Source organism: Paracoccus albus, assembly GCF_027913035.1.
In the GTDB taxonomy this organism is placed as follows: domain Bacteria; phylum Pseudomonadota; class Alphaproteobacteria; order Rhodobacterales; family Rhodobacteraceae; genus Paracoccus; species Paracoccus albus.
The window spans coordinates 980,620-996,871 of the sequence record NZ_CP115775.1; the positions used below are offsets into that span (position 1 = coordinate 980,620).

Annotated in this window: 15 protein-coding genes and 2 tRNA genes; 13 read left to right on the top strand and 4 right to left on the bottom strand. The window is 58.4% G+C overall.

All coding sequences use genetic code 11. The features are described from left to right. Positions 1-15 precede the first annotated feature (15 nt). The 7 genes from sufB to PAF20_RS04900 all read left to right on the top strand — a co-directional run bounded on the left by sufB (position 16) and on the right by PAF20_RS04900 (position 6,111). Complete coding sequence (gene sufB / locus PAF20_RS04870) at positions 16-1,536, top strand: Fe-S cluster assembly protein SufB (protein WP_271072602.1); 1,521 nt, start codon at positions 16-18, stop codon at positions 1,534-1,536. Positions 1,537-1,624: 88 nt separating this feature from the next. Beyond that, a complete protein-coding gene (sufC, locus tag PAF20_RS04875; RefSeq protein WP_271072603.1) occupies positions 1,625-2,380 on the top strand; it encodes a Fe-S cluster assembly ATPase SufC in 756 nt (251 codons plus the stop codon). Beyond that, entirely contained in the window at positions 2,380-3,696 is a 1,317-nt protein-coding gene (locus PAF20_RS04880; protein WP_271072604.1) for a SufB/SufD family protein, read from the top strand. Before sufC ends, PAF20_RS04880 begins: the two co-directional genes overlap by 1 nt. Next, positions 3,675-4,178 (top strand): hypothetical protein, encoded by a 504-nt coding sequence (locus tag PAF20_RS04885; RefSeq protein ID WP_271072605.1) that lies wholly within the window; start codon positions 3,675-3,677, stop codon positions 4,176-4,178. Before PAF20_RS04880 ends, PAF20_RS04885 begins: the two co-directional genes overlap by 22 nt. Beyond that, positions 4,175-4,774: a YIP1 family protein gene (locus PAF20_RS04890; RefSeq protein WP_271072606.1), complete on the top strand. Its 600-nt coding sequence runs from the start codon at positions 4,175-4,177 to the stop codon at positions 4,772-4,774. The genes PAF20_RS04885 and PAF20_RS04890 overlap by 4 nt, the downstream gene beginning before the upstream one ends. After that, the gene (locus PAF20_RS04895) at positions 4,771-5,982 is read left to right on the top strand and encodes a cysteine desulfurase (protein WP_271072607.1); all 1,212 of its coding nucleotides are present in this window, start codon (positions 4,771-4,773) and stop codon (positions 5,980-5,982) included. Before PAF20_RS04890 ends, PAF20_RS04895 begins: the two co-directional genes overlap by 4 nt. Positions 5,983-6,034: 52 nt before the next feature. Further along, positions 6,035-6,111, top strand: a tRNA-Arg gene (locus PAF20_RS04900). A gap of 4 nt (positions 6,112-6,115) precedes the next feature. On the opposite strand, the gene PAF20_RS04905 is transcribed toward PAF20_RS04900, so the two are convergent. Then, positions 6,116-6,382, bottom strand: coding sequence for a hypothetical protein (locus PAF20_RS04905; protein ID WP_271072608.1), 267 nt, complete (start codon positions 6,380-6,382; stop codon positions 6,116-6,118). Here PAF20_RS04905 and PAF20_RS04910 point away from each other — a divergent pair. The 4 genes from PAF20_RS04910 to PAF20_RS04925 are packed head-to-tail and all read left to right on the top strand — an operon-like array spanning position 6,344 to position 10,067. Continuing rightward, a complete protein-coding gene (locus PAF20_RS04910) occupies positions 6,344-7,720 on the top strand; it encodes a hypothetical protein (protein ID WP_271072609.1) in 1,377 nt (458 codons plus the stop codon). The genes PAF20_RS04905 and PAF20_RS04910 overlap by 39 nt on opposite strands. Next, the gene (locus tag PAF20_RS04915; RefSeq protein ID WP_271072610.1) at positions 7,721-8,626 is read left to right on the top strand and encodes a hypothetical protein; all 906 of its coding nucleotides are present in this window, start codon (positions 7,721-7,723) and stop codon (positions 8,624-8,626) included. Further along, on the top strand, positions 8,623-9,420 hold the full coding sequence (locus PAF20_RS04920) for a hypothetical protein (RefSeq protein ID WP_271072611.1): 798 nt from the start codon (positions 8,623-8,625) through the stop codon (positions 9,418-9,420). Before PAF20_RS04915 ends, PAF20_RS04920 begins: the two co-directional genes overlap by 4 nt. Beyond that, positions 9,420-10,067, top strand: coding sequence for a hypothetical protein (locus PAF20_RS04925; protein ID WP_271072612.1), 648 nt, complete (start codon positions 9,420-9,422; stop codon positions 10,065-10,067). The genes PAF20_RS04920 and PAF20_RS04925 overlap by 1 nt, the downstream gene beginning before the upstream one ends. Positions 10,068-10,070: 3 nt before the next feature. Here the strand turns inward: PAF20_RS04925 and PAF20_RS04930 are convergent. Continuing rightward, positions 10,071-11,197 (bottom strand): IS3 family transposase gene (locus tag PAF20_RS04930; RefSeq protein WP_271072460.1). Its coding sequence is split into 2 segments (ribosomal slippage): positions 10,071-10,933 and positions 10,933-11,197, totalling 1,128 coding nucleotides; the frame shifts between segments, so codons are not numbered across the junction. Between the two features lie 1,017 nt (positions 11,198-12,214). Next, positions 12,215-12,291: transfer RNA gene (locus tag PAF20_RS04935), tRNA-Arg, on the bottom strand. 98 nt (positions 12,292-12,389) lie between these two features. On the opposite strand from PAF20_RS04935, the gene PAF20_RS04940 reads away from it, so the two are divergent. Both PAF20_RS04940 and hutC read left to right on the top strand, forming a co-directional pair. Then, entirely contained in the window at positions 12,390-13,415 is a 1,026-nt protein-coding gene (locus PAF20_RS04940) for a LacI family DNA-binding transcriptional regulator (RefSeq protein WP_271072613.1), read from the top strand. 446 nt (positions 13,416-13,861) lie between these two features. Further along, on the top strand, positions 13,862-14,587 hold the full coding sequence (gene hutC, locus PAF20_RS04945) for a histidine utilization transcriptional repressor HutC (protein WP_271072614.1): 726 nt from the start codon (positions 13,862-13,864) through the stop codon (positions 14,585-14,587). A gap of 7 nt (positions 14,588-14,594) precedes the next feature. On the opposite strand, the gene hutH is transcribed toward hutC, so the two are convergent. After that, positions 14,595-16,130 carry a histidine ammonia-lyase gene (gene hutH / locus PAF20_RS04950; protein WP_271072615.1) on the bottom strand — a complete coding sequence of 512 codons (1,536 nt, stop codon included), beginning with the start codon at positions 16,128-16,130 and terminating at the stop codon, positions 14,595-14,597. Between the last annotated feature and the right edge of the window lie 122 nt (positions 16,131-16,252).

A 16,252-nucleotide genomic window follows, 5' to 3' on the forward strand; every position in this document is an offset into this window, starting at 1 on the left:
ACGGAAGGATGAAGGATGAACACGACCCCCGATCTTGAGGTGCGCGAAGGCGTCGACCGTGAAACGGTTGAAACCGTCGCCAATATGGGCAGCTATAAATATGGCTGGGATACCGAGATCGAGATGGAATATGCCCCCAAGGGCATCAACGAGGATATCGTTCGTCTCATCTCGCAAAAGAACGAAGAACCGGAATGGATGACCGAATGGCGTCTGAAGGCGTTCCGTCGCTGGCAGGAAATGCGCCTGCCGGAATGGGCGATGCTGGATATTCCTGACATTGATTTTCAGGATCAGTATTACTACGCCCGCCCGAAAAGCATGGAAACCAAGCCCAAATCGCTGGACGAGGTCGATCCGAAGCTGCTGGCGACCTATGAAAAGCTGGGCATCCCGCTGAAAGAGCAGATGATTCTGGCTGGCGTTGAAGGCGCAGAGGAGGCGCCAGCGGCGGGCCGCAAGGTTGCCGTCGATGCCGTGTTCGACAGTGTCAGCGTCGGCACCACCTTCAAGGATGAGCTCGCCAAGGCAGGCGTGATCTTCTGTTCCATCTCCGAAGCGATCCGCGAACATCCCGAACTGGTGAAGAAATACCTCGGCAGCGTCGTGCCGCAGGGCGACAATTTCTATTCTGCGCTGAACAGCGCCGTCTTCTCGGACGGGTCGTTCGTCTATATACCGCCGGGCGTGACCTGCCCGATGGAGCTGTCGACCTATTTCCGCATCAATGCCGAGAATACCGGCCAATTCGAGCGGACGCTTATCATTGCCGATAAGGGGTCTTACGTCAGCTATCTCGAAGGGTGCACGGCGCCGAAACGCGATACAGCGCAGCTGCACGCGGCTGTTGTTGAGATCGTGATCCTGGAAGATGCCGAGGTGAAATATTCCACCGTCCAGAACTGGTTCCCCGGCGACGAGGAAGGCAAGGGCGGCATCTATAACTTCGTCACCAAACGTGCCGATTGCCGTGAGGCACGGGCCAAGGTGATGTGGACGCAGGTGGAAACCGGCAGCGCGGTGACGTGGAAATACCCGTCCTGCATCCTGCGCGGCGATGACAGCCAGGGCGAGTTCTATTCCATCGCCATTACCAACAACCACCAGCAGGCCGATACCGGCACGAAGATGCTGCATCTTGGCAAGAACACCCGCTCACGCATTGTTTCAAAAGGGATTTCTGCCGGTCAGGCGCAGAATACCTATCGCGGGCGTGTGGCCATGCATCCGAAGGCCACGAACAGCCGCAACTATACCCAATGCGACAGCCTGCTGATCGGCGATAAATGCGGGGCCCATACGGTACCCTATATCGAGGTGAAGAACTCGTCTTCGCGCGTGGAACATGAGGCCACGACATCCAAGGTCGATGACGATCAGATGTTCTATTGCCGTCAGCGCGGCATGGATGAAGAAGAGGCGGTCGCCCTGATCGTCAACGGCTTCGCCAAGGAAGTGCTGCAGGCCCTGCCGATGGAGTTCGCGATGGAAGCGCAATCGCTGGTCGCGATTTCGCTGGAAGGCTCGGTGGGCTGAGCGCGGTCGATGCATGAACGTGGCGCCTTTTGACGCCGCTTTGGACAATGCGCCGCGATGATGGCGCGCAAGAAATCGGAAACGAAAAATGCTGAAAATCAACAATCTGCACGCCAAACTTGAAGACGAGGACAAGCAGATCCTGAAAGGCGTCTCGCTGGAGGTTCCGGCGGGTGAGGTCCATGCGATCATGGGGCCGAACGGCTCGGGCAAGTCCACGACCTCTTACGTGCTGTCGGGCCGCGATGGCTATGAGGTCACCGAGGGAGAGGTCACGCTGAATGGCGAGGATCTGCTGGACATGGAGCCAGAGGAACGCGCCGCCGCCGGCCTGTTCCTGGCGTTCCAGTATCCGGTGGAAATTCCCGGCGTCGGCAATATGACGTTCTTGCGCACGGCCGCGAACGCGCAGCGCAAAGCCCGTGGCGAGGAAGAGCTTTCCGCTGCAGATTTCCTCAAGCTGATCCGTGAAAAGGCCAAGACGCTGAATATCGACGCTGATATGCTGAAGCGCCCGGTCAATGTCGGCTTCTCGGGCGGCGAGAAGAAGCGCAACGAGATCCTGCAGATGGCATTGCTGGAACCGAAGATGTGCATTCTGGATGAGACGGACTCGGGCCTTGATGTGGATGCGATGCGGCTGGTTGCCGATGGCGTCAACGCGCTGCGCAGCCCTGACCGTGCTTTTCTTGTGATCACGCATTACCAGCGTCTGCTTGACCACATCAAACCGGATGTCGTGCACATCATGGCCGATGGCAAGATCGTCAAAACCGGCGGTCCGGAACTGGCGCTTGAGGTTGAGCAAAACGGTTATGCTGACCTGCTGGCGGAGGCGAGCTGATGAACGATGCCGCGCTGAAGACTAGGGAGGCGGTCGCATCCGAAAAGGATGAGCTGAGCCTGCGCCTCAATGCGCTGAGCCTTCCGGAAGGGGGCTTCACCGCGCCCGCCCGCGCCGACGCGCTGTCGCGCCTGAAGTCGATGGGGTTGCCGCATCCGCGCGATGAGTATTGGCGCTTCACCGATCCGCGCCCATTTAACGCACCGGTGCCGGCCGCCATACCGCTTGCTGGCAAGGGGCCGGATTCCCCACTTTTCGCGGAACGCGACCGGCTGATTCTGGTGTTCGTGGATGGAGAGTTCGATCCTTCCTCGTCCTCGGATCTATCTTTGGACGGTGCGGAAATCGACATTCTGTCGCGCGCCGATGCGCAGGCGGACCACTGGGCCAAGGATCTTTATGGCAAGCTTGAAACAGCGGGTCAGAACCCGGTAGAGCGCCCGTTTGCCGCGCTGAACACCGCCGTCGCGCGTGAAGGCGCGCTGATCAGAGTGACCGGCAAGCCATCTCGCCCCGTGCATATCGTTCATCGCCGCGAACGCGAGGATGCCGATGTCACCTGGCATCACGTCATCCGGGTCGAGCCGGGGGCAGAATTGACCCTTCTGGAGACCGGCATGGTCGGCGCGCGCTCGAACGGCGTGATCGAGGCCGATGTCGCGACGGGCGGTAAGCTCAATCACATCGCCGCCAAGCGGGCAGGGCATCAGAAGCTGGGCTTTTCCGCGGTTTTTGCGCGTGTCGATGCCGAGGCTGCGTTCAAGAGCTTTGCGCTGTCTGTGAATGGCACATTGATGCGGCACGAGGCGGTCGTGGAATTCGTCGGCGACGATGCCATTGCGCATGTCGCCGCTGCCGTTCTGGGCGATGGAAATCGCGGTCCGTTCCACCATGATGATACCGTGTTCATCACCCACGACGCCGAACGCTGCGAAAGCCGTCAGGTTTTCAAGAAAGTGCTGAAAAACGGCGCCGTCGGCGTGTTTCAGGGCAAGATCCTTGTGAAGCCTGGCGCGCAGAAAACGGACGGTTATCAGATCAGTCAGGCGCTGCTTCTGGATGATGACAGCCAGTTCCTCGGCAAGCCGGAGCTGGAGATCTATGCCGACGATGTGGTGTGCAGTCACGGCTCGACCACGGGTGCCATCGATGAAACGGCGCTGTTCTATCTGCGCTCTCGCGGGGTGCCGCGTGACCGGGCAATTGTCCTGATGATCCTGTCTTTCCTTGCCGATGCGCTTGAGGAGGTCGAGGATGAGGGGCTGCGTGAGGAGATCAGCGACCGGCTGGACGCATGGCTGACCCGGCACGCCTGACCGAGGGAATCGTTCCCCGCATCCTGGCCAGCTGGCGCAGGCCGGGGCAGGTCGTGCGGGGCATGTATCCCATGCCCGAAGGCGCGTTGCTGGCGATTCTGATGGGGGCAATGCTGATCTTCCTGATTGCACAGGCACCGGGACATGCCCGAGCGGCGCATCTGGACCCGTCGGTGCCGCTGGGCGGGCGCATGGCGGGGGCGGTCATTGCCGTTTTGTTCATGATGCCGCTGATCGCCTATGCCGTCGCATGGCTGACGGCTTTCTTTTTACGTCTGGCTGGCTGGCACATTAGCGGCGAGGGGTCGCGGCTGGCCCTGTTCTGGGCGCTTTTCGCGATTGCGCCTGCAATGCTTTTATCCGGTCTTGTTCAGGGGCTGATAGGGCCCGGCGCTGCGCTGACGGTCACGCAGATTGTCACCGGCATCGGGTTTCTTTTTATCTGGGGTGCCGGGCTGCGCGGTCTGGTGGCACGCAAATGAATTTTGACGATTTCATCGGGCTGCTTCGGCTGACCTTCCGCAATCCGGCGCAGGCAGTCCGCGCATTGCAGGCGCTGAAGCTGCCATTCGCGGCCCGCTGGATGGCGCTCATGGTGACTGTGATCCTGTCAACGCTTCTGATGATTCTTGTCATCAAGGCAAAGCCGGACTCGGTGATGCCGATCATTGCGGGCGTTGTTGGCCAGCCTATTGCCTATGTGATTCTTCAGCTATTGGGCATAGCCATTGCATCCTGGCTGCTGACGAACTTGGGCCGCGGTGTCGGTGGTAAGGCAGATTTTCCGGACGTTCTGCTGGTCATCACATGGATAGAGGTGCTGTTGCTATCGGCGCAGGTCGTGCAATCGGCAGCGCTTATGATCTCTCCGCTGTTGTCCAGTCTGATCGGGCTGGCGACCACAGTAATGATCGTCTGGGCGGCGATCCAGCTTCTTCGTGCCGTGCAGGGCATCTCGAACCCGCTTGTCGTGATCCTTGGTCTGGTGGCAAGCTTCATGGTCACGGTGTTCATTCTTTCCATCGTCGCGGCAGCCTTCGGCCTTATTCCCGAGCTTCCCGCAGAGGTGCACTCATGAGCTTTGACGTCGATAATATTCGCGCGGATTTCCCTATTCTCAGCCGCGAGGTCAACGGCAGGCCGCTGGTATATCTGGACAACGGCGCCAGTGCGCAGAAGCCGAAGCAGGTCATTGACGCAATCACCCGCGCCTATGAAGGCGAATATGCAAATGTCCATCGCGGTCTTCATTTCCTGTCGAATCTGGCAACCGATAATTATGAGCGTGTCCGGGCCATCATCTCGAAATTCCTGAATGCGCCGCATGAGGATGAGGTGATCTTCACCTCCGGCTCGACCGAGGCGATCAATATGGTCAGCTATGGTTGGGCGGCCCCGCGCTTGCAGGCCGGCGATGAAATCGTGCTGTCGGTGTTGGAGCATCACGCCAATATCGTGCCGTGGCATTTCCTGCGCGAAAGGCAGGGCGTGGTGCTGAAATGGGTCGAACCCGAAGCCGATGGCAGTCTGCCGCCCGAAAAAGTGCTGGAAGCGGTCGGTCCGAAAACGAAGCTGATCGCGGTCACGCATATGTCGAATGTCACTGGCACGATCGTTGATGTGGGTGCCATTGCCAAGGGCACCGATGTTCCGGTGCTGGTCGATGGCAGTCAGGCAGCGGTGCATATGCCGCTGGATCTTGGTGCGCTTGGCGTGGATTTCTACTGCATCACCGGCCACAAGCTGTACGGACCGTCAGGCTCTGGCGCGATCTGGATCAGCCGAGAGCGGCAGACCGAGATGCGCCCCTTCATGGGTGGCGGGGATATGATCCGTACCGTCACCCGCGATGGCGTCGACTACGCAGAACCGCCGCTGAAATTCGAAGCCGGCACCCCGGGCATCGTCAACCAGATCGGCCTCGGCGCGGCACTGGACTATCTGATGGAGTTGGGGATGAAGAACATCGCCGCGCATGAACACACCCTGCGCGACCATGCCCGCAACCGTCTGAGAGAGTTGAACTGGCTGCATGTTCAGGGCGACGCACCGGAGAAAGGGGCGATCTTCTCGCTGACCATGGACGGTGCACATGCGCATGACATCTCGACCATCCTCGACAAGCGCGGCATCGCCGTGCGCGCGGGCAGCCATTGCGCCATGCCGCTGATGGATTTCTACGACATCACCGCCTCGGCCCGCGCCAGCTTCGCGATGTATAACACGGTTCAAGAGGTCGACGCCCTGATCGACGGATTGCAATTCTGCCGAGAGCTTTTCGCCTGATCTGCCACAATCTATTGCGCCCCGCCCCGATTGCCGCTAATCACGCGCCCAGGCACCCGTAGCTCAGCTGGATAGAGCGCTGCCCTCCGAAGGCAGAGGCCAGAGGTTCGAATCCTCTCGGGTGCGCCAGTAATCATTGATCCGGCGCGGACTCATTGCTTGTCTCTGGCACAGGTTCCGGCACAAGTTCAGTGGAAAATCTCTTGTTTGATTCCCTGTCCCTATCCAGTTCTTTTTGGATCATTTTCAGGAATTTCTTTTCGAGCTTAGGGTCGCAATCTGAATCCAGCATTGCATTATAGGCCTGTCCCGCCTTGGTGGCCTCCCATTCCCGACGCAGGTGATCTGCTTCGTTGGCTAAGTGACAAATTTCCTCCAAGTCATCTGGATCAAGCAGCATCCAGCGGCAGGTACGCTGGGCTTTTCGCTCTACGATGTCAGCCTTGCCGGTGCTGGGGCATCCGCTGCGCTGGTCGAAGTGTTCGGCGGTCTCGAAAACTTCACTGCGGCAACATCTCGTTACTACGACTTGTTCTATACGGACGCAGAAAAGCTTGCGAACACCACGGGCGCGGTCTCGGAAGCGCTCGCAGAACTTGGCCTGAGCATGCCAGATACACAAGAAGCGTATCGGGCGATGGTCGATCAGGCAAAGGCGCTGAATACCGAACTTGGTGATGAGATGTTTGCCACTCTGGTAAACCTCGCCCCCCAGATGCGTGAGATATTCGATGCGGCGGCAGATGGCGCAACGGCAATGTCGTCCGCCAGCCAGATTGCAGCCGAGGCGACGGCGAATACCGCTGCGATCAGCGAGCAGTCCAAGCTACAGATCGACGCCGCGATGAGCACGATCCGAAGCGCGTTTGCGTCTGTCGGTATGACTGCACCGACAACTGTAGAAGGAATAACAGCAGCGGCTGGGGCTATGGCGTCAATGGGCGCGGCTGGGCAGGCTGCTGCAGCTAATATTGCGGGCGCGGTGGCGACAATCAGGGCGGCATCGGCGGCGGCAGCTAGTGCGGCTGCATCAGCGCAAGCGTCAGCAGCGCGGGCATCGTCAGCAGCATCAAAACCTGTAGATACGGATAAAAACGGCAATCCGGTAAACTACGGTAAGTATTGGACCGCGTCCGACGACAAAGATTACACCAAACTCACCTACGAGCAGATCGAGCATAAACTGGGGGCAATCAACGCCTCAAAGGGCGAAAAAATCCCATACAACCTAGCGCAAGCGGCTCGGTCAGCAAGTGGCGGTGGTGGCGGGTCATCCAGAAGTCGGGCATCGTCGGCAAAGTCCGCCCGTGAGGCGGCTGCGAACGCCGAGGCATCTGAATTTGAGCGGTTGCAGCGCCAGCTTTGGCAATTGCAGGGTTGCGACGACTTGATCCGCGCGGCGGAGATAGACGATCTAAAAAGTGATCGAAACCGGGCGATTTACGATCAAATTCAGGCGCTGGAAAAAATGACGGATGCGCTTGAGGGCATTGAGCCTTCCGGCTACGCGACCCGCAGCGAATACGAATGGGCGCGGGCGCGGGCTGGCAACGCCCCGGCAGAAGCCTTGGCGGCCGAGGAAGCGGCCAAAGAGGAAGCAAAGAAGGCCGCAGAAGAAGCGAAACAGGCAGCCGTCGAAACCCGTGATTACATGCGGAACGGCCTGCTGACGTGGATGAAAATGCTGCGCCTGATGAAAGAAGAGCGGATTGACCGCCTGACGGAGGACGCTGCGTAAATGTCCGATTTCAAAATCATCAAGGGGATCGATGTTACACCGTCGATCCTCTCAAGCAGCGTGCCGATTACTGAAACGCAATGGACCTCTGGCACATATGGCGTTGGGGCTGAGCGCTATGTGTTGCCGTCCTATGATCTGTATAGGTCAGCCATAGCTAGCAATACCGACGCGCCTGTTGCGGGGGCGGCAAAAGACCCGCAGACATGGGTTAAGATCGGCAAGGTCAACAGATGGAAAATGTTTTCGGAATCCATCGGCGAGAAGACTGTCTCCGACGATCCGGTCACAATCTCGATTGATGTGCCGCCGACGACGAACTCAATCGCTTTTTTCGGGGTCACGGGTGTCGATATCATCCGGGTCAAGACATTCACGGGCAGCACGGAGACCGGCGAATTTATCCTTGCCCTGACGAACTCGACAGCGATCGACAACTATTACGACTGGTTTTTCGCCCCCTTCGAGGAGGCTGAGGAAACCGTCAATTTTGATCTGCCCGGATATGGCACCGACCGAATAGAGATCACGATTGACAGCGATCAGACGATTGCCATCGGCAGCCTGGTGCTTGGCGAACAGTTTGTGATTGGTCGGACGCTCATCAACGTCAGGACCGGGATCGAAGATTTTTCGCTCAAGGAGCGCGACGAGTGGGGCGGCTTCGTGATTACGGAACGCGGTTTCAGCAAGACGATGGACCTGCCGATTTTGGTGGATTCGTCGCGCATCTGGGCTGTCACCCGCGCTCTTGCAAACGTCCGGGCAAAGTCAACTGTTTTTGTCGGATCAGAGGCGCACCCGGAAACAATAACCTTGGGATTTTACAAGTCGTTCGAGGTGCTGCGGCAAACAACGGAGCACGCCGAAATGAACATCGAAGTTGAAGGGATCGACCAGCGATGAGTATCAGCATACGTTTTACCGACTTCATCGGGCCGAACCGGGCGAACAAGGCCGAATTTAACGCGGCGATGAATGAATTTATGACGGTCGAATGGCCGACATGGATCGATGAGGCCAATGAGTTTGCCGATGCCGTGGATGCGACGGAAATCAGCATTCAGGATGCGGTTGTTCAGGTCGAATCCCTGTCCACCACGATTTTCGCGACGGCGGGCTACGTTGGCCACTGGATTTACCTCTCAGGCCCGCTGTCCATGCCGGCGACCACATCGCACGAAAATGGGTTGTGGGTTCTGCAACAAGATATCCCCGAAGCCAGTGCGGTAGAGCCGGGCAGAAATCCTGCAACCTGGCGTCCTGTCGAGGAGGTTATAGGGGTGGCACAGGTCGATCTGACCGTCGAGTTTCTTGCCGTTGATCGGATCGCAACGAAGAATGAGTTTCTGAGCGGCGCGGCGGGTAAGGTGCTGACTGCTGATGTGGTCAAGGAGTCGACGGAATACGCCAACCTGTCGTCGACGGCCACGGTAACCGCCAATATGGCGACGGGGGTCAATTTCCACCTCACGACAACCCGAAACGTCACATTTGGGACGCCAACCAATCGCGTCGAGGGCCGATCCGGGTTTATCGTGATCGACCTCGGCGGCAGTCATACCGTTGGGTTTAACGGGACGTGGATCGTCCCATCGACGGTTGATCTGTCCGGTTCGAATGGCACCCGGCACATTCTGGGCTATGCCGTGCTGCCCGGTGGGCAGATACAGGTTAATCAAATCAACGAGGTGGCGTAATGCTGCCCGGATTGTCTGCCGCACCGCTGCTGGCGAGACCGCGATCTATTGTTGAGCGTCGGAAACTGACGAATTTGCTGACGTTTTATAATAATGACCGCCGCCCAAAAGGGGATGTGGCGCTGTTCTCGAACGGCAAGCAAACCAAGGGTAACGTTAATCCGACGCCAAGCATTGTTGAGTTGATTTCAGGCTCCAGATATTCTGCTGTTGGCGTCCTGCTCGGCGGGGTCAATAGTAGTAATTGGGATCACGATCCACTCAATGGGACGGCTGGTTTTGAGTGGGAAATCGTCGACGGTTCATACGCTTCCGAGACGTTCATTTGCTGTGGATTTAACTTGCCGGAGGGACGTCCGCCACGGAATTTCACTTCCGCCGATGTGCTTTGGAGTGGGGCATCGGAAGGCACCGGCGCCCTTAATCTGACAATTCCGACATCAACTGAGGTCACTGTTCCGTCAATTATCGTCGCTGGCTATGGTAGTTTCAACACCTCTACTAACCGTGGCATGACGACAATATGGGACGCCCCGGAACTGCCCGATATCACGGCGCAGAGGACAGGTGATTACGGCATCGTCACATCGATCAAGGCGTCCGCGTATACGGGATGTGGCGTGCCCCCATCGGGTGGTCCGGTTTGATTGTTAGTGCATCGTGGGCCTCTGGTCCATCGGGACGATGCTTTCGGGCGCAGGCGGACGGTAACCCAATGCGCTGTGCGGCCTGACTGTGTTGTAGTGGATACGCCATTGCTCGATCAGGACTTGGGCCTCCCTTAGGCTGTAGAAGATTTCTCCGTTGAGCAGTTCGTCGCGGAACCGGGCATTGAAGCTTTCACAGTATCCGTTTTCCCATGGTGAGCCTGGTTCGATGTAAGCCGTTTTCGCGCCGACGGCTGCAATCCACTCCCGCACCTTCTGCGCGATAAATTCCGGCCCATTGTCGGATCTTATGTATTCCGGCGTGCCGCGGAGGATGAACAGGTCGGTCAATGCATCCAGCACATCGGTTGAGTTGAGCTTGCGATCGACGCGGATCATCAGCGCCTCCCTGGTGTGTTCGTCAATGATATTCAGCGTCCGATAGACCCGCCCGTCAGCAGTGCGGTCTTGAACGAAGTCGTATGACCAGACATGGTTTGGACGCTCCGGCCTGAGCCGGACGCATGACCCATCGTTCAGCCAGAGCCGCCCTTTCTTCTTTTGCTTTTGCGGGACCTTCAGCCCTTCACGTCGCCAGATGCGCTCGACCCGCTTGTGGTTCACACACCAGCCCGCGTTGTTCAGCAGACCCGTCACCATGCGATATCCATAGCGCCCGTATTTGTCGGCCAGTTCGATGATGTCATCGGTCAGACGCTCTTCATTGGCGCGGCCCTGCGGTATCTTGCGCTGCGTAGATCGATGCTGACCGAGCGCGCGGCAGGCGCGGCGTTCGGACACGCCGAGTTCCCGCCGCACATGGTCGATGCACTTGCGACGACGCGAAGGGCTTAGAAGTTTCCCTTCGCCGCTTCCGTCAGGATGAGCTTGTCCAAGGTCAAATCGGACACCGCCCGTCGCAGCCGTTGGTTCTCTTTCTCCAGCTCTTTCAGCCGCGTGAGCTGCGACCGCTGCATCCCGCCATAGAGCTTACGCCAGCGGTAAAACGTCTGCTCCGTCACGCCGATCTGGCGCACCGCCTCGGCAATCGTTGCGCCTTGCCCTTGCAGAACTTCTACCTGCCGAAGCTTCGATACAACATCTTCGGGCTTCTCTCGTTTCCCAGCCATCGCTGATCCTCCAATATACGGGACAATCTATCCCAGTTGGTGGACCACTTTCAGGGGGCTACTCCACGGGGCTGCCGTGATGCAGGTCCCGCTTTTCTGGTATTTCCTGCCGCTTCACCTGTTCAACGGGTGGCATCGGCGGCGATAGCGATAGGATTTTGAATCTGCCGCCGTTTAACGCGCCCAAACTGTGCCGCAGCACAATTAAGTCGAAATCTAAACCCCTCGAATCAGGCCAAAACCGTGAACACAAGGCGGTTTTTGCGTGAACAAAGGCAATACCTCTGCCCTCCGAAGGCAGAGGCCAGAGGTTCGAATCCTCTCGGGTGCGCCATTTCGCATATTTCCCCGTCCAAATCACAGCGATCATATCGTAGCGCATCCATTGCCTTTTTGCGGTTCGGGCAATGTAGCTTCGTATGACGTGCGGGCTAAGACTCCAAACTCGGCATCTTCGCGCACAATTCTGAAAGTTGTCTGCCGGCCAGGAGGACTTCAGGCCGTGCTTCGTTTGCCCGTATCACCAGATGATATGCAGACTTGTTGGCCATAGCGGTGACGGGCAAGCCGACGAGACCGTGTTTTTTGCCCAGTGTGCAGCGGTTGGAAGTCGAAGCATTGCCAGCCCCAATCCCTCTGCCGCCGCCAAGAGGACCATGTCGTAGTCCTCAAATCTGCGATCCCGTTCTCGCGGACGATAGGCAATGCCGTGTCATGGCAGCACCCTTGTGCGAAGTGCGCGAAACAATCCGATTGTTGCGTCGCGGCCGTACCTGGTGCTATTCTCACAAAGAAAGCTGAGCGCTTTTGTTTTTGTTTTGATCCCTGTTCCGGTTGCCGCCGGGCAGGGGTTTTTGTTTCACTGTATCGTCGGAATTCTCCAGATGCCGGACCGGGCTGTATGGGTTTTGTACCGGTGTTCTTTACATGTTCCCGTACAAAAGCCGGAAAATCCCGTACGATGTTGCAAGGCCGTTTAGAAATGTCAGCGCAAAAAACTGTATTTACTTGATTTTTTGGCGACCCCGGCAGGATTTGAACCTGCAACCTGCCCCTTAGGAGGGGGCTGCTCTATCCAGTTGAGCCACGGGGCCGACGCGTCTCTTGTGCCGGTCTTGGCCTGATTTGGCAAGGTGCTTGCCCTGATGGGCTGTCATGCGCTAACTCAAGCAAACTGTACAGGTTACAAAACATGCCGCACCGCAACAAACGCCGTCCTCTGACACTTCGGGATGTGTCTGAAGCATCAGGCGTATCGGAGATGACCGTAAGCCGCGTGTTGCGGAATCGAGGAGATGTTTCTGCTGCGACGCGCGAAAAGGTGCTGACTGCGGCCAAAGCGCTTGGTTACGTTCCCAACAAGATTGCTGGCGGTCTGGCCAGCCAGCAGGTCAACCTTGTGGCCGTGGTTATTCCGTCGCTGTCCAACCTTGTCTTTCCCGATGTGCTGACGGGGATTTCGGCAGAGCTTGACGATACGCCGTATCAGCCGGTCATAGGGGTGACGAATTATTCCTTGTCGCGTGAGGAGGCTGTTCTTTACGACATGCTGTCCTGGCGGCCCTCGGGCGTGATTCTGGCCGGGCTGGAACATAATCTGGCCGCGCGCGCGATGCTGGATGCGGTTTCGGTTCCGGTGATCGAGATCATGGATGTCGATGGCGATCAGATAATCGATTCAGCCGTCGGCATCAGCCACAGGCAAGCCGGCCGGCAGATGGCGGAGGAAATCCTGGCGGCAGGATATCGCAAGATCGGTTTCATCGGAACGCATATGCCGGAAGATCACAGGGCAAAGAAGCGGCTTGAGGGGTTTGAGGCGGCGTTGAACGCAGCCGGTGTTACGCTTGCCGCGCGGGAGTTCTATCAGGGCGGCTCTTCGCTTTCGAAAGGCCGCGAACTGACCGAACGGATATTGCAGCGTCAACCAGATCTGGACTTTCTGTACTACTCTAACGACATGATAGGCGCGGGCGGACTGATCTGGTGTCTTGAAAAAGGATACGACATTCCCGGCCAACTTGGCCTTGCCGGGTTCAATGGTGTCGACCTGCTGGAGGGGCTGCCAGTGCGCCTGACGACCACGGATGCCCGCAGGGTTGAAATCGGGCGTCGCGCGGCAAGAATTGTGGCGGGCAAGGAGCCGCGTCCTGACAATGGAAAGCTGGCGCTTTCCCCTCATATAATGCCGGGTGATACGATCCGATCGGTGGGATGAGGCCGGGTTTGGCGGCGCGTCAGAGCGATGCCAATCATTGGGTAACCTTGCCGCGATTCGTTGCTGCGTCGCATAAAAATGCGGTAAACTGATATCCGCATTTTAATGCAGACGATTTTCGTTGCTATGCTGAGCTTACGACGCGGTCGGCCTTGCAAAACAAGCGCGGACTGACTGAAACCATGAAAAACGTCCCGAAGTTCGGCTCGCGGTAGCCTTTGCTATCGCGGGGCGGCACTGTGCCTGATCTGTCCGTTTCGGCGGTGCTTCGGTCATCAAGGTCACCTCTCAACGCACTTTGGCGCGATGGTCGGGCTTGTCGGGGCAGGGCGCAACACCGTGTATCGTTGGACTCTGGCTTCGCTATGTCTATACATAAAGGGGCCGGTCCGAACTCTGTCGGGCGGGCCGCCCGCATTGCCGCGGACTGCCGTGATGAGGACAGAATGCCTTCAGTCAGACCGAATGAAACCCATCATTCCCGCATTACCGAGGATATGCGCCGCAAGATCGTCGATGGCGAATGGCCGCCCGGTCATCAGCTCACGAAAGAGACGGAACTGGCAGAAAGCTATGGCGTGTCGCGCATGACGATGAACAAGGCGCTGACGCAGCTGACCGCTGAAGGGTTTCTGATCCGCCGAAAGCGAAGCGGCACCTTCGTCGCTCAATCCCGCGCTCAATCGGCGGTCATGGAAATCGGTGATATAGAGCGTGAGGTAACCGCACAGGGGTTGGAGTATCGCTGGCGTTTGTTAAGCGCAGTGATGCGTGTGCCAACCAAAACGGTCCGCAACATGCTCGATATGCCACCGGAACTGGATGGTCGGGGCTTCATGCTCGTTGAGGGGTTGCATTTTGCGCAGGGGGTGCCGTTCTGTCACGAGCTGCGGATCATAGATCCCGATATTGTGCCCGCCTCGATCGGGCAGGATTTTGCCGCCATCGTGCCTGGGCAGTGGCTTTTGCGCTCCATGCCGTGGACAGCCGCCAGCCACCGTGTGCGTGCGGTGAATGCCCGCGGCGCAGATGCGCAGAAGCTGTCGATCCCGTCGGGCAGGGCCTGTCTGGAGGTGTTGCGCAAGACCCGCATGGATCACGACTGGGTCACCCATGTCAGATTGCTATACCCCGGAGAGGCCCATCAATTGATCGCCGAATTCGCACCGTGACCTGTGCTCAGCCCGGCTCAAGCCCCGGCAGTCTGACATTTGCTGCCGCCGCTAACTCGCCAGAGCTTACCAGCCGGGCAGCGACGTCCAGGTCCGGTGCCATGTAGCGATCTTCCTGCAGTTCCGCCACATCCTGCCGCAGCCGTTCGACGACCGATGACAGCGCCGGGGAAGTGGACAACGGACGACGCATGGCGATGCCCTGCGCTGCAGAAATTGCCTCTATCCCGATGATGCTGAAAAGATTTTCGGTCATTTGCAGAAGTCGTCTTGCACCGTGGCAGGCCATCGAAACGTGATCTTCCTGATTGGCGGATGTCGGCGTTGAATCGATGCTGGCGGGATGCGCAAGCTGCTTGTTCTCGCTCATCAATGCGGCAGAGGTGACTTCCGCGATCATCAGGCCAGAGTTCAGCCCCGGCTTGGGCGTCAGGAATCCCGGCAGGCCAAAGCTCAACGCCGGATCGACCAGCAAGGCAATACGGCGCTGCGCGATTGCCCCGATCTCCGCCACGGCCAGTGCGATCTGATCGGCGGCAAAGGCGACCGGCTCGGCGTGGAAGTTTCCGCCGGACACGACGCTGCCATCCGACAGCACCAGCGGATTATCGGTGGCCGCGTTCGCCTCAATCTCCAGCGTGCGGGCGCATTGCCGCAACAGATCAAGGCAGGCGCCACCGACCTGTGGATGACAACGCAGGCAATAGGGGTCCTGCACACGCTCATCATTTTCGGCATGGCTGCTGCGGATTTCAGATCCCTCTAGCAACAGCGACAATGTCGCTGCCACATCAATCTGGCCCTGATGCCCGCGCAGGCCGTGGATTTCGGCGGCAAATGGGGCGGTCGAACCCATTGCCGCATCCGTTGAAAGCGCGCCGGTGACGACGGAAGCCTGAAACGCGCGCATGGCACGAAACAGGCCGGCAAGCGCAAGTGCCGTGGAAACCTGCGTGCCGTTGATCAGCGCCAGCCCCTCTTTCGCGGACAGTTGACAAGGTGCAAGCCCCGCGCTTGCCAGAGCGTCGGCAGACGGAAGCGTCCGGCCTTCGAATACCGCTTCGCCCTCACCGATCATCGCGGCGGCCATGTGGGCAAGTGGGGCCAGATCACCGGATGCGCCGACAGAACCCTTTTCCGGGATCACAGGCAACACGCCCTTTTCAAGCATCTGCTCCAGCAGCTCAATCAGCTCTGGCCGGACACCTGACGCACCCCGGCCCAGCGAAAGCAGCTTCAGCGCCATGACAAGGCGCGTCACTTCCGGCGACAGCGGCTCTCCGACGCCGCAGCAATGCGACAGGATCAGATTGCGCTGAAGCGTCGCCACATCATCTGCGGCAATCCGGATCGAGGCCAGCTTTCCGAAACCGGTGTTGATCCCGTAGACTGCCTGATCGCCTGCCGCGACCTCGGCAATTCGTTTCGCCGATGCGGTGATGGCTTTCTTTGCGCCCGCATCCAACCGTGCCGGCGTCTGTTTCCAGTATATGGAAGCAAGCATATCCAGCCCGACTTCTCCCGGTCTCAATGTCTTAGCCATGATCGTCCCCCAAAATCAGTCTGAATAAGTATATACATATTTTGCTGACTGAGAAGTGCGCAGTCACGCGAGCTATCCTTTTTAACGGTTCCGTCAGCGATAGCCGCGATTGACGCAGCAGG